Origin of the sequence: Bartonella sp. AA81SXKL (assembly GCF_042196945.1) — a bacterium.
Classification (GTDB): Bacteria; Pseudomonadota; Alphaproteobacteria; order Rhizobiales; family Rhizobiaceae; genus Bartonella.
The window spans coordinates 152,869-166,477 of the sequence record NZ_JBHIRH010000001.1 but is presented as its reverse complement, the minus strand read 5'-3'; the positions used below and the strand labels follow the sequence as shown (position 1 = coordinate 166,477).

Sequence of the window (13,609 nt, the reverse complement as noted above, 5' to 3'; positions counted from 1 at the left end):
AATCAATGTGTTGTATATTTAAAGAGTGTGCTTACAAGAAAATATTACTTGGTGAAATTTTTTAAAAGGAGTGGGTATTTGAAGAAAAAAGATCAATGTTTTCTTTAATTTTTAGGAGGATATTCATTGTTTTTTTCTTTCTTATCAGTTTGAAATAATAGACTTTTTCAATCGCAGCTGCATCTCATTAAAGGTCTTGTGGTGATAAAGGGAGTGTTTTTTAGAGAAGAAGTGTTTTATTATGGTGGCAAGGGCATTTGAAGAAAAATCAAAGAGAGTGAAAAAATCGCTCAGAGAATGTCAAAAAGAGGCATAAAAAAACTGTGATGCCATCCTGTATATCTAAAAAAAATGCTTTTCAAAAATATTTTGAATATTTTATTAAAATTTTTAAAAAGCAGCGATTTGTAGTGTTGCGAGTCGGCTATGTCTATGCTAGAAACCAAGTGATTTTTGTTCTAGGTTTTAAGAAAAAGATTCTTAAGATTGAGAATGTCTGTTTCATTTCATCTGATAACTATCAGAGAGTCGCTCAAGGGAAAGAGGCGGTATTTCGTGTCGGATTCATTTTCTCTCATACCGCTGCCGTTGGTAGATCAACGCTATGCGCAAGCGCTTTTTGATTGCGTTCAAGAAGCCGGAAACGTTGAAAAGGTTGAAAAGGCAGTAGAGGATCTTTTGCTTGTTTTGGAGCATAAGGATTTAAAACGCTTTGTGCTTAGTCCATTCTTTTCAGTTAAAGAGCAAATTAAGGTGATGCAATCTGTTTGTGCAAACATCAAATTTGCTGATAAAAATGCAGGGCAGGTCATTGGTAATTTTTTACGCGTTATTGCCACAAACCGTAGGCTTAGTGCTGTATTTGGTATTTTACGTGCTTTCCAGCATTGTGTTGCACGCGCTCGTAGGCAGGTTACTGCGCAAATTGTTTCTGCGCGCCCCTTAAGTTCTCAACAAAGACAAGAGTTGTGTGAGGCTTTGGAAGGTGTTGTTGGAGGAAAAGTCTTGCTGCACATCATTGTGGATCCAACAATTCTTGGTGGATTAATCGTTCGTGTGGGGTCGTCTCAAATTGATACGTCTCTTCTCACAAAATTGTCTTCACTTAAGCTTGCATTGAAAAAAGAGGTCAGCTGATGGATATTAGACCATCTGAAATTTCAAAAATTCTAAAAGAGCAAATCAAAAACTTTGACCAAAAGGCTGAGGTTTCAGAAATTGGTTGGGTTCTCTCTGTAGGGGATGGTATTGCTCGCGTTTATGGTTTGGATAATGTCCAAGCAGGGGAAATGGTCGCTTTTCCAAACGGTGTGCGTGGTATGGCACTCAATTTGGAAGTTGATAATGTTGGTGTGGTCATTTTTGGCTCAGATCGTGATATTCGTGAAGGTGATTGTGTAAAGCGGTTAGGCGCTATCGTCGATGTTCCTGTGGGCCCCGCTTTGCTGGGACGTGTGGTTGATGCGTTGGGAAACCCTATCGATGGGAAGGGTCCCATTAAAGCAACGGAGCGTCGTCGTGTTGATGTTAAGGCGCCAGGGATTATTCCGCGTCAGTCAGTGCATGAACCGATGTCGACCGGATTGAAAGCGATTGACGCACTTATTCCTATTGGACGGGGGCAGCGTGAATTGGTGATTGGTGATCGCCAAACAGGAAAAACAGCAATTTTGCTCGATACATTTTTAAATCAAAAACCTTTTCATGAAAAAGGGGCTGGACGAGAGCAAGACAAAGTTTATTGTATTTATGTGGCTATCGGTCAAAAACGTTCGACGGTGGCACAATTCGTTAAAGTTTTAGAAGAACGTGGAGCGCTGGAATATTCTATTATTGTTGCAGCGACCGCTTCTGATCCAGCACCACTGCAATTTATTGCACCTCTTGCTGGGTGTGCTATGGGTGAGTATTTCCGTGATAATGGGCAACATGCTTTGATTGGTTATGATGACTTGTCAAAACAGGCGGTGGCGTATCGTCAAATGTCTCTTTTATTGCGTCGTCCTCCAGGTCGTGAAGCTTATCCGGGAGATGTTTTCTATCTTCATTCGCGTCTTTTAGAGCGGGCTGCGAAGTTGAATGCGGAAAATGGATCTGGGTCATTGACAGCTTTGCCGGTTATTGAAACGCAAGCAAATGATGTTTCTGCCTATATTCCTACAAATGTGATTTCGATTACTGATGGGCAAATTTTTCTAGAGACTAATTTATTTTATCAAGGAATTCGTCCTGCTGTAAATGTTGGTCTTTCTGTGTCGCGTGTTGGTTCTGCCGCACAAATTAAAGCGATGAAGCAAGTTGCTGGCTCGATTAAAGGTGAATTGGCGCAATATCGTGAAATGGCAGCTTTTGCGCAGTTTGGCTCTGATTTGGATGCGTCAACCCAGCGTCTGTTAAATCGGGGTGCGCGCTTGACAGAGCTGTTGAAGCAGCCGCAATTTTCTCCACTCAAAACAGAAGAACAGGTGGTGGTTATTTTCGCGGGTGTGAATGGCTATCTTGATGCTTTGGCGGTTTCTGATGTTGCGCGGTTTGAGCAGGGACTTTTGGTGCTTTTGCGTAGTGATTATCAAGATCTCTTAAAGGCAATTGCTGAGCAAAAGCAAATAACAGATGAGCTGAAAGATAAGTTGATAACTGTTCTTAATACTTATGCGAAAAATTTCTCGTGATGAATTGATGGAATGCTTGAATGGCTTCACTAAAAGATCTTAGAGACCGTATCGCTTCGGTTAAAGCAACACAAAAGATTACCAAAGCTATGCAAATGGTTGCAGCGGCAAGGTTGCATCGTGCTCAAGAGGCAGCGCAGTCTGCACGCCCTTATGCGAAGAGAATGGCTGATATTTTGACCAGTGTTGCTGCTGATGTAGATGGTGTTGATGCGCCTACTCTTATGCGTGGTACGGGGCGCGATGATGTGCATCTTTTGGTGGTGTGTACTGCTGAGCGCGGTTTGTGTGGTGCTTTTAACGTGCAAATTGCTCGTCGTGCACGTGAACAGATTAAGGCATTGTTGGCGGCTGATAAAATAGTAAAAATTATCACTGTGGGTAAAAAAGGCGCGGATATTTTATCGCGTGATTACAAAGGCTTGATAATTGATCATATCGATTTGCATGCTGTAAAGCGAATTGGTTTTGCAGAGGCAGTGATGATTAGTCAACGGATTGTTGATTTATTCAATGAAGGTGCTTTTGATGTTTGTACGCTGTTTTATTCTGAATTTGTTTCCGTAATTAATCAGCGTCCAACAGCTTTGGATTTGATTCCAATGGTTGCTCCAAAAGCAGCTGTTGGGGCAATAGATATTGTGGAGCAAACCGATCATAACAAAGGTTCACAATCGATTGTTTATGAATATGAACCTGATGCTGCGTCTCTTTTAGAGGCTCTTGTACCACGTAATCTTTCGGTGCAAATCTTTCGGGCTTTGCTAGAAAATGTTGCTGGTGAAATGGGCGCCAAGATGACAGCTATGGATAATGCATCGCGCAATGCGGGTGAAATGATTAGTAAATTGACGGTGGCTTATAATCGTCAACGTCAAGCACAGATTACGACAGAATTGATCGAAATTATTGCGGGCGCTGAAGCGCTTTAAATGGAGAAGGTAAGGATTGATGGTAAAAGCAGTAACCTCAAGCAAAGGAACAGAAAAAGGTGAAAAAAAGAAACCAGCTGCTCGTTCCGGCGTGAAAAAAGCCGCTTCGAAATCTCAAGTGGATGTAAAGGCTTCCTCTGTACCTGCGCGTGATGCAGCTAAAGATACACCTGTAAAAAAAGATACATCCGCAAAAAAAGAAGAGCATGCAAAAGGCGCTGTTGGTGAAATCAAGCAGATTATTGGTGCTGTCGTTGATGTGCAATTTGAAGGTGAATTGCCAAATATTCTCAACGCTTTGGAAACAGAGAATTTAGGCAATCGCTTGGTATTAGAAGTTGCGCAGCATTTGGGTGAAAATACCGTGCGTACGATTGCTATGGATACGACTGATGGTTTGATGCGGGGCCAAAAGGTTGTGGATACAGGCACACAAATTAGCGTTCCTGTAGGAGAAGCAACGTTGGGACGTATTATGAATGTGATTGGGGAACCGGTGGATAATGTGGGACCAATCGCTTCAACCAAAACACGTTCTATTCACCAAGAGGCACCTGAATATGTTGAGCAATCGACTGTTTCGGAAATTCTCGTAACCGGTATTAAAGTCGTGGATTTGTTAGCCCCTTATTCTAAAGGGGGTAAAATTGGCTTGTTTGGTGGTGCTGGTGTTGGAAAAACCGTTCTCATTATGGAGCTTATAAACAATATTGCAAAGGCACATGGTGGCTATTCTGTATTTGCTGGTGTGGGAGAACGTACACGTGAAGGAAATGATCTTTATTATGAAATGATCGAAAGCCGCGTGAATGTGAATCCAAAAGAGAATAATGGTTCAACGGAAGGGTCAAAGTGTGCCCTTGTTTACGGGCAAATGAATGAACCACCAGGAGCGCGTGCGCGTGTGGCTCTTTCAGGATTGACAATTGCGGAAAGTTTCCGTGATGAAGGACAAGATGTTCTCTTCTTTGTGGATAATATTTTCCGTTTCACGCAAGCAGGAGCTGAGGTATCTGCTCTTTTAGGGCGTATTCCTTCTGCTGTTGGGTATCAGCCTACCTTGGCAACGGATATGGGGGCGTTGCAAGAACGTATTACCAGTACAAAAACAGGCTCTATTACTTCCGTTCAGGCAATTTATGTTCCGGCAGATGACTTGACGGATCCGGCGCCGGCAGCATCTTTTGCTCATTTGGATGCAACAACTGTTCTTTCGCGCTCTATTGCGGAAAAGGGGATTTATCCAGCGGTTGATCCGCTTGACTCTTTCTCGCGTATGTTGGATCCATTGATTGTGGGGGAAGAGCATTACACTGTTGCTTGTCAAGTGCAAACCATTTTACAACGTTATAGAGCGCTTCAGGATATTATTGCTATTCTTGGAATGGATGAACTTTCTGAAGATGACAAATTGCTGGTGGGGCGGGCGCGTAAAATTGAACGTTTCCTTTCGCAACCTTTCCATGTTGCGGAAGCCTTTACTGGTTCGCCGGGGAAACTCGTTCCTTTGGAAGATACAATCAAAGGCTTTAAGGGGCTTTGTGCTGGCGATTACGATGATTTGCCAGAAGCTGCTTTTTATATGGTTGGTTCGATTGATGAAGCACTTGAAAAAGGAAAGCGTCTCATGGCAGAGGCTTCTTAGTAAGAAGCTTCTTATTCAAGAGAAAACTGTCATGGGTATTTTTCGTTAAAAAGGACGAGTCGTTGGAGAAAACGGAGAGTCCTTATATCGGGTATTGTGGAGACTTTTGTGGAAAACAATAGAGAAGAGCATTTTTTATTTGAGCTTGTATCGCCTGAAAAAATTGTGTTTTCAGAGCAGGTAGTGTCTGTTGTTCTTCCTTCAGCCTCAGGTTATTTGACAGTTATGGCGCATCATGCGCCATTGGTGGCAAGTATTGTGTTGGGCAGTGTTCGTGTTCGCACCTCTTTGGGTGAAAAATTATTTGTTGTATGCGGGGGCGTTGCAAATATTACCTTTTCAGGTTGCTCTTTATTGGTAGAGCACGTTGTGGCTGTAGAGAATCTTTCTTTTGATGTATTAGAACAGCAGATTTTGCAGATTCAAGCGACGTTAGAAGGAGGGACAAGTGATGAGGACAATCATAAAATAGAGGCTTTTTTTCAGCAGTTGTCAGCTGATGGTGTTGTGTTGATAGAAGCGTAGCAGAGTATACAGGAAAAGATGACATGAGCGGAAAAAAGAGTACGGTTGTGTCTGCTAAAAGGAGTGCAAAACCTTTTCCTCATCCTGGTCGTGTCTTTGCGGGACCTTTGCCAAAGTGCTTTGTTTATATTTTTGCTTCTCTTATTTTGCAATGGGCTTATGGTTTAGGGGCTAATATTGTTCAGTCTAACATTGTCCATCTTACGGGTGATTTTCATGCAACTTTGGCCGAGACGACATGGCTGGTAGCGGCTTATATGGCGCCAAATGTGAGTGTAGCGATTATGTTGATCAAAATCCGCTATCAATTTGGGCTGCGCGCTTTTGCTGAACTGTCAATCCTTGGCTTTGTTTTGGTTTGTGTGTTGCAGCTCTTTGTTACGGATTTGCGTTCTGCGCTAATTATTCGCTTTTTTGCTGGGATTGCTGCTGCGCCTTTGGCTTCGCTTGCGCTGCTTTATATGATGGAGGCTTTTGCTCCAGCAAAGAAGTTTACTGTTGCTCTGAGTTTGAATTATATGAATGCAGCTTTAGCAGCACCTTTATCACGTTTGATTTCTCCTGATTTGCTGGAAAATGGTGGTTTTTCCAGCCTTTCCGCTCTGGAAATGGGGTTGGTTCTTATCAGCTTGGTCTGTATCTATACTTTACCTCTTACTCCTGTTGTGCGTAGTAAGGTTATTCAAAAATTAGATTGGATAAGCTATGGTTTGATTGCTCTTGGTCTTGGATTAAATGCTGTGATCATGTCTGTTGGTGTATTGTATTGGTGGTATGAAGCGCCATGGATTGGTTGGGGGCTCGCACTTGCTATTTTCTCTTTGGCTGTTGCTATTATTATTGAGCTTAATAGAGAAAAACCGTTGATTGATCTCCGTTGGATTTTCAGTAAAGAAATGATACAATCTGTTTTTATTTTATTGATTTTTCATGTTTTTTTGTTGGAGCGATCCAATTTGCCCGTCGGTTTTTTTAATCTTTTTGGTTTGCTCAATCGTGAAATGGCGCCCATGTATCTTGCGGTGACATTAGGGATTCTGTTAGGGGGGGCTGTTTGTGTCTTTTTTTTACGGGCGGGGCGTGAAGATTATTTTTATTTGTTATCTTTGGGTTGTTTGGCACTTGGCGCTTATTTAGATAGTCGTGTCAATCATTTAACGCGTCCGCAAGATATGATGTTGAGCCAAGGATTGGTGAGTTTTAGTTATGCACTTTTTTTGCCTCCTGCTCTTTTCAAAGGGTTTGTGATTGCTGGTGAGCGAGGGCCGCGTTATGTTTTGAGTTTTATTGCTGTTTTTTTGCTAACGCAAGTGACAGGGGGATTGATGGGATCGGCTTTTTTTGGCACTCTACAGTTTTATTTTGCTCATAAGAACTTTGAGTCTTTAACACAAAATATTGTTGTGACGGATCCGCTTATTTCTGGTGAGATAAATACTTTATTTTCGCCTTCTTATGGTGCTTCTGTTCCCCATGGCTTTGGAAGTGAGCAGGCGACTTCTCTGTTGATAGAGAAATTTAAGTTAACAGCAAATATTTTTGCTTATGATGACGTTTTTCGGCTTTATTTTTATATTTCAATGGCTGTATTCGTTGTTTTTCTTGTTACAATGGTTGTTAAGTCATGCTCTTTGCGTGCGTTAGAAAAGTAGAGTGATGTTATAGAAGAGGGGTGCAAAAAATGATAAAAGCATTACGGTCAAAAGCTACGATTGTTGCATTCCTATCGGGCATTACGGGTGTTTTGCTAATTTTGTGGGCTTGGAGACTTCCTCCTTTTGTAAATAACATTCAAATAACGGATAATGCTTCCATTAAGGGTAATGTTACTCTGGTGAGTTCACAGATCTCTGGGGTGATTGCACGGATTTATGTGCAAGATTATCAACGTGTTGAAAAAGGAATGCTGCTCTTTGAGCTTGATGATTCTCTTTTTCGTCAGCAGCTTGCACGGGCACAGGCTGTTCTCGATTCAAAAAATGCAAAACTGGCAAGTATTGAATTGCAAGCTCAGATTTTACAGGGAGAAGTTAATGCTGCAGAAGCGGAATTAGCGCGTTCACGAGCATTCTCTAATGTTGTTTCTGATAGTAAAAAGTTAGGCTTTGGTGATGCGGCAGTTTCTGTTTCTCGCCCTCTTTCACAACTCTTGGCAGCCCTAGAAACAAAACGACAATTGCAAAAACAATTAAATCTTGAACGGCAAAGTTTACAGTCAGAAGTTTCGGGAGCGAAGGTGAGTGTTGAGTTGGCAAAACTTAATCTCGATCATACAAAGATTTTATCTCCTAGAACAGGCTATGTTGGATTGGTTGGCGCTAGGGTAGGGCAATATGTTATGCCGGGGACACAATTGGTCTCTGTTATTTCTGATGATATTTGGATTATTGCTAATTATAAGGAAACGCAACTTTCTCAGATGCGTGTGGGACAACCGGTTGTTTTTTCTGTTGATGCATTGAACAACAAAAAGTTAACAGGGCGTGTGGTTCGTTTTGCACCTGCTACAGGCTCAGAATTTTCATTGTTAAAAACGGATACGACAATTGGTAATTTTATCAAAATTGCGCAACGTATTTCAGTACGGATTGCTTTAGATCCTGGGCAGGAAGGGATTGAAAAACTCATTCCTGGCATGTCCGTGGTTACCTATGTAGATACTTCGCAGCGAGTCGATTCTGGAGGATGAAATTTTGGGTTTTTTCAGTTTAATTTTTGCGTCATTTACTTATAGCAAGTGGTTGTTTACGTTGGAAGATTTCGTTTGGTTTGCTATACTACATGTTTTAAAGCTCTTAGGCTTCTTATACTTTTATGTCATGATGTAAAATAATGTTCCTTAGAATATTAAAGCGCATGCATCTTTACTCATTTCCATTTCTTTTGAACTAACTCAGTAGGGGGATGGAGTATTGGAAGCTTTGCCTGTGGTTTTGCACAACACTGTCCTTTGAGGTGTGGTGTCACCGCATGTTTGGAAGATGGGGGTAGGGGGATGCCAGATAAAAAACTGGATTATAGACTGCTCGGATGGGTGGGAAACTTATCCTGTTGGGAGAGGGCATAAAGTTAGGAGGAAGACGTAAAGTTTATATTTTGTAAACCATAAAAAATGCCCGCTTTGAGTCGGGCATTAAAAGGGAAGGTTATTGGTTGTGTTATTAATTTTTACGGATCAGCAAGAAGCTTACTAAAACGACTCCTGCTGCTAATGCGAGGGTTTTTTTAGGATTTTCTTTCGCTTTTTTCTTTAATTCTGTAGCATGTTCGTTGAGGTGATAAAGTGCGTGACGGCCTTTTTGTTTCCATGTATTAAACAGCTCAGAAATGTTTTCAAAGCTATCATTTTGAAAACTCCAATGATTTACGGGGACCAGCTCTCTTTTTAATTGTGCTATACGTTTTTTAATTTTAGCATTTTTTCTATGGGGTGAAAATAGACACATTTATTGACTCCTTCATGTGTTAAATTGTTGTGTGACAGTTGGAATTGTGTTTGGGGTTTTGCTATAACGGCTTGAAAATTGAAAGGTTGCATTGATAATGCCGTGCGTGGGTGAGATGAGAGTTAAGAGTTTGGGTTTAATGAGGCATTTCTTAATGTACTCGAGTTCATTTCGTGATGGTGTTTGTTAAGGATGTAAGGTAAAAATTTTTACAAAATGGTGTAAGATTCATTCATAAAAATGGTGGGCGATGTCTTCATTTTTTTGTTTGTTTAAAGTGTTGGGATAGCTTTTGGCACTTGAAATAGTTTATAAGGAGTTTTTATCTACCTATTCTCTTGTGGCTGTAGGGAGTGGTATTGATTGATTCAATTAAGAAGATTTAAAATGATGAAATCTTATGATATTTGGGTTTTCCATTCAAATTTGTAAAAAATAGATTATTATAAATCAATATGTTGGATTAATTTGGTGATGTCTTTCATGCATTTTTAAAAATAGCGCTTTGATGGGTGTTATTTGTTGTGTTGTAAAACACTGTTTTGTGATGACATTGATGTCAGGTATCGGCATGCAACTTAAAAATACAGTATTGTCTCTGTTTTGTTTCAGTTTCTTTTTGAAGCAACCAAGTGTAGAAGTATAAACTTGAACAGAAGTAGTAGAACTTATCCGGTACGTCTATAGAATGAATACACCTATGAGTTGTATTGCATCAGTGTTAGTAGGTCGAACCTTTTGAGAGCAATCTGTTAAGATTGGTGGGCGGTGTAATTTTCGTCCTTTGAAGCGCGGAGGAAATCAATGTAAATAATGATTGATAGCGCAGGTTTTAAAAATTTGAGGACTTGATGAGTACGACCTATTTTTTATCTAAACCACTTGAGCGTCGTCGATCTGTTGGTGTTGCTGTTGGTGATGTGATCATTGGGGGGCAGAGCCCGATAGTTGTACAGTCGATGACCAATACAGATACCGCTGATGTTGATGCAACTGTTTCTCAAGTAGCTGCTCTTTGGCAAGCTGGCTCACAATTGGTTCGAATTACTGTTGATCGCGATGAAGCGGCGGCGGCTGTACCAAAAATACGGGAGCGATTGGAGAGGTTAGGATTTTTTGTACCATTGGTTGGGGATTTTCATTATATTGGTCATAAGCTTTTATTTGAGCATCCTGCGTGTGCTGAAGCGCTTGCAAAATATCGCATCAATCCTGGAAATGTTGGTTTTGGTGCAAAAAAAGATCGTCAATTTGCAGAAATTATTGAGATTGCTTGTCGGTATCATAAACCTATTCGCATTGGCGTGAATTGGGGCTCTCTTGATAATGCGTTGTTAACACGGCTTATGAATGAAAATGCACAGCAAGAAAATCCTTTATCGGTTGCTGAAGTGATGCGGGAAACAGTTGTGCAGTCGGCTTTGCTTTCGGCTACTTTAGCAGAAGAGTTAGGGTTGGGGCGTGATAAAATTATTCTTTCTGCTAAAGTGAGTGATGTCCAAGATCTTATTGCTGTTTATACCACCTTGGCGGCGCGTTGTGATTATGCTCTTCATTTGGGATTAACGGAAGCTGGGATGGGAACAAAGGGCATTGTTGCTTCTTCGGTGGCTTTGGGTATTTTATTACAGCAAGGGATTGGCGATACGATACGAATTTCCTTAACACCAAAACCTGGTGGTGATCGGACACGAGAAGTAAAGGTGGGGCAAGAACTTTTGCAAGTGATGGGTTTTCGGCAATTTTTGCCTGTTGTTGCGGCTTGTCCTGGTTGTGGGCGCACAACCTCAACGGTCTTTCAACAATTGGCGCAAAAAATTGAAGCAGATTTATACAAAAATATGCCTGTTTGGCGTAAAAAATACCCTGGCGTTGAAAGTTTGAAGGTTGCTGTGATGGGATGTATCGTCAATGGACCGGGGGAATCAAAGCATGCGGATATTGGAATATCTTTGCCTGGAGTGGGGGAAAGTCCTGCGGCACCTGTTTTTATTGAGGGACAAAAGGTAAAAACTTTGCGGGGTGATCACATTGCTGAAGAATTTGAAGCACTTTTGAGTGATTATATTCATACACGCTTTGGGCAAGGTTGAGGTAAAAATCGCATAAGGTTGAAGTAAAAATGGTGTGTCGTTTTTTTTAACAAGCTGTCTTCAATGTGAAGATGGCGCTGTTGTATGCTGCTGCTTTAGCTATGGTCAATACTGTTGTTGGTTGCTTATTATTTTAGGTAAAACCAGATGATATGCCTGTTTTAGAATCAGAAGCTTATGAAAGATATTAATGAGTTTGAGTGTGTTAAGACTATTAAGCAAAACGATATGAATACTTTAATAGATCCGTAAATGTTGTTGCTGGTTTTTTGGCTGCTCTTGAGACAGTAAAATATTTAACGGATTCTTCAAATATCAAATTATAGAAAGAACATTGTTTATTGATTTTTCAGGCATTTTCCCAGCATTTTTTGGGGTATCAAATTGATAGGATTGGAAATCCTTATAGCGATTATAGTCCTATTTGTCGTAAAATGTAAGCTTTTATATTGATATAAAATGATGTATACGGGTGCCTTTTTTGGCGTTATTGGGGGAGTGCATGACAAGTATATTAGCGTTTGGCTTTTTATTTAACGGTATAAGGATTTTAACCGGCGCCTTTATTGTCTTTTATATGCTTGAAAAAGGCTTAACGCTTATTGATATAGGTGTCATTAAGTCGTTTCAGGCTTTTATTATGATGGTTACCGATATTCCTCTGGGATATTTTGCTGATCGAAAAAGTTATAAAATATCGATCGTTTTGGCAGCGGCTTTTGCTGCCACATGGCTCTTTCTCATGGGATTTTCTACAAGCTTTTATGGTTTTCTTTTGGCAGAAACTTTTAATGCCTTATCGCTGACATTAATTGCTGGAGCCTATAATGCTTTACTTGTTCAATATGCAAAAGCAAAATTGACATCTACTAAAAAAGTGCTTGGTTCCAGCTCTCAATATAATTATATCGGCATGTTTATATTCAGTTTAATCGGCGCATATTTTGCTGATTATTCTAGCCAATATATATGGTATATCGCGGCGTTTTTAATGTTTATGACGACACTATTTGGTTTGTTTTTTCTTGATGACTTGAAGGGGGAGAAAAAACCAAATAAAGCGAATTCTCTCATTTGTGAAGCTAAGGAGATATTGTCTATTTTTATTAAAGTTCCTTATATCTCTTTATGCTTTTATTTTTCATTGATCTTTTTCAATATATTCTCGCAGTATTGGCAGTGGATATTTAAAGATTATGATATTAATGTCACTTATTTTGATCTTGGTGTGACATTTTCACTGATATTGTTCTCTCAGCTCTTGGCTAGTTTTCTCTTTACAAAACTAAGTGAAAGAGTGAATTTTATTTTACTACTGTTTCTTTCGGCTTCACTGATTTTTACCGTTGCTTTCTTTGAACCAAGAAAAGAAATGGCTGTCATTTTAGTTTGTATGATTTTTTATCTCATTAAGTATACATATCTTCGTGTAGAAGTTGTTTTGCATGATAGTATTAGTGATCATTTCAGGGCTACATATGAATCTTTCTTGTCAACCGTTGGGAGATTTAGCTTATTGGTATTTTTTTACATGAGTGCGTATATGGTCAATATATTTGGCTTTTTCTCACTCGTTTATATTTTTGCTATTTATTTATTGATTTACTTGTTGGCAGTACTTTTTTTAGAAGGAACTCTCAAAAAAGTTCAGTGAAAATATTAACTTATTACGATACGTGTTTTATAGGGTTTCATAGTGGGGCAAAGCTTTGATTTATTAAGGCGCATCGTTGTTTTTGCATGTTGAATGAGAAAGCTGAATAGTGTCAGTTATTCTTATTTAAAATCTATGTATGTTGAAGCAATCAAAGTCATCTGCTTGTACGTTATAAGTGGGCTTGGCATAATAATCATTAAAATGGCATAACAATCATTACAAAAGAAATAAAAATGCTGCTCATGAATATTACACAAAGGGTTGCTGACAAGATTGGACGCTGATAAAGAACATGATTGTGCCGGATTATATACTTATTAAGGAATGGTGATGGAGCAGTTTTCTCATTTTCATTGGTTCCTTACTGGTAACACTTTATCTCATTAGAGCTAATTTAAGCAGTCGGACAATTTATAGCCTGTTCAAATAGGCTTTCCTCATGACTGATTTTATTGTTGATATATTTAACGCGTTTTATTGCTGTTTTCTTTAAAATATCAATTATCTTGTTGAGATAATTTTTTACGTTGTACATTCTCATTTTTGAGTATTTTCTCTTTGATTGTGGCGTTAGCTCTGTATTTTCTGATGTTAGAAAATTTCTGATCCAGATAATAAACTTATCTATGGAAACTTTGA

At 39.7% G+C, this 13,609-nt stretch carries 10 protein-coding genes; 9 read left to right on the top strand and 1 reads right to left on the bottom strand.

Annotated features, from left to right (window positions below):
* Window positions 1-555 precede the first annotated feature (555 nt).
* From atpH to ACFINZ_RS00785, 7 genes are all read left to right on the top strand, one after another.
* A complete protein-coding gene (atpH, locus tag ACFINZ_RS00815; RefSeq protein ID WP_375621019.1) occupies window positions 556-1,137 on the top strand; it encodes an ATP synthase F1 subunit delta in 582 nt (193 codons plus the stop codon).
* On the top strand, window positions 1,137-2,672 hold the full coding sequence (atpA, locus tag ACFINZ_RS00810) for a F0F1 ATP synthase subunit alpha (protein WP_026500438.1): 1,536 nt from the start codon (window positions 1,137-1,139) through the stop codon (window positions 2,670-2,672). The genes atpH and atpA overlap by 1 nt, the downstream gene beginning before the upstream one ends.
* A gap of 20 nt (window positions 2,673-2,692) precedes the next feature.
* Window positions 2,693-3,604: a F0F1 ATP synthase subunit gamma gene (locus ACFINZ_RS00805; RefSeq protein ID WP_375628700.1), complete on the top strand. Its 912-nt coding sequence runs from the start codon at window positions 2,693-2,695 to the stop codon at window positions 3,602-3,604.
* A 19-nt stretch (window positions 3,605-3,623) separates the two neighbouring features.
* Entirely contained in the window at window positions 3,624-5,249 is a 1,626-nt protein-coding gene (gene atpD / locus ACFINZ_RS00800; RefSeq protein ID WP_375633457.1) for a F0F1 ATP synthase subunit beta, read from the top strand.
* Window positions 5,250-5,357: 108 nt separating this feature from the next.
* On the top strand, window positions 5,358-5,774 hold the full coding sequence (gene atpC, locus ACFINZ_RS00795) for an ATP synthase F1 subunit epsilon (protein WP_375633456.1): 417 nt from the start codon (window positions 5,358-5,360) through the stop codon (window positions 5,772-5,774).
* Window positions 5,775-5,797: 23 nt separating this feature from the next.
* A complete protein-coding gene (locus ACFINZ_RS00790; RefSeq protein ID WP_375633455.1) occupies window positions 5,798-7,426 on the top strand; it encodes an MFS transporter in 1,629 nt (542 codons plus the stop codon).
* Between the two features lie 29 nt (window positions 7,427-7,455).
* Window positions 7,456-8,463: an HlyD family secretion protein gene (locus ACFINZ_RS00785; protein WP_375617840.1), complete on the top strand. Its 1,008-nt coding sequence runs from the start codon at window positions 7,456-7,458 to the stop codon at window positions 8,461-8,463.
* 472 nt (window positions 8,464-8,935) lie between these two features.
* On the opposite strand, the gene ACFINZ_RS00780 is transcribed toward ACFINZ_RS00785, so the two are convergent.
* Window positions 8,936-9,220 carry a hypothetical protein gene (locus ACFINZ_RS00780; protein WP_375611728.1) on the bottom strand — a complete coding sequence of 95 codons (285 nt, stop codon included), beginning with the start codon at window positions 9,218-9,220 and terminating at the stop codon, window positions 8,936-8,938.
* Window positions 9,221-10,071: 851 nt separating this feature from the next.
* Here ACFINZ_RS00780 and ispG point away from each other — a divergent pair.
* Both ispG and ACFINZ_RS00770 read left to right on the top strand, forming a co-directional pair.
* Entirely contained in the window at window positions 10,072-11,313 is a 1,242-nt protein-coding gene (ispG, locus tag ACFINZ_RS00775) for a flavodoxin-dependent (E)-4-hydroxy-3-methylbut-2-enyl-diphosphate synthase (RefSeq protein WP_375680183.1), read from the top strand.
* Between the two features lie 502 nt (window positions 11,314-11,815).
* Window positions 11,816-12,967: an MFS transporter gene (locus ACFINZ_RS00770; RefSeq protein WP_375676702.1), complete on the top strand. Its 1,152-nt coding sequence runs from the start codon at window positions 11,816-11,818 to the stop codon at window positions 12,965-12,967.
* Window positions 12,968-13,609: the final 642 nt, after the last annotated feature.

Excerpts from the sequence above, each read along its gene's own strand:
- atpA (WP_026500438.1), top strand. The coding sequence starts at position 1,137 with ATGGATATTAGACCATCTGAAATTTCAAAAATTCTAAAAGAGCAAATC.
- ACFINZ_RS00805 (WP_375628700.1), top strand. The coding sequence starts at position 2,693 with ATGGCTTCACTAAAAGATCTTAGAGACCGTATCGCTTCGGTTAAAGCA.
- atpD (WP_375633457.1), top strand. The coding sequence starts at position 3,624 with ATGGTAAAAGCAGTAACCTCAAGCAAAGGAACAGAAAAAGGTGAAAAA.
- ACFINZ_RS00790 (WP_375633455.1), top strand. The coding sequence starts at position 5,798 with ATGAGCGGAAAAAAGAGTACGGTTGTGTCTGCTAAAAGGAGTGCAAAA.
- ACFINZ_RS00785 (WP_375617840.1), top strand. The coding sequence starts at position 7,456 with ATGATAAAAGCATTACGGTCAAAAGCTACGATTGTTGCATTCCTATCG.
- ACFINZ_RS00780 (WP_375611728.1), bottom strand. The coding sequence starts at position 9,220 with ATGTGTCTATTTTCACCCCATAGAAAAAATGCTAAAATTAAAAAACGT.
- ispG (WP_375680183.1), top strand. The coding sequence starts at position 10,072 with ATGAGTACGACCTATTTTTTATCTAAACCACTTGAGCGTCGTCGATCT.
- ACFINZ_RS00770 (WP_375676702.1), top strand. The coding sequence starts at position 11,816 with ATGACAAGTATATTAGCGTTTGGCTTTTTATTTAACGGTATAAGGATT.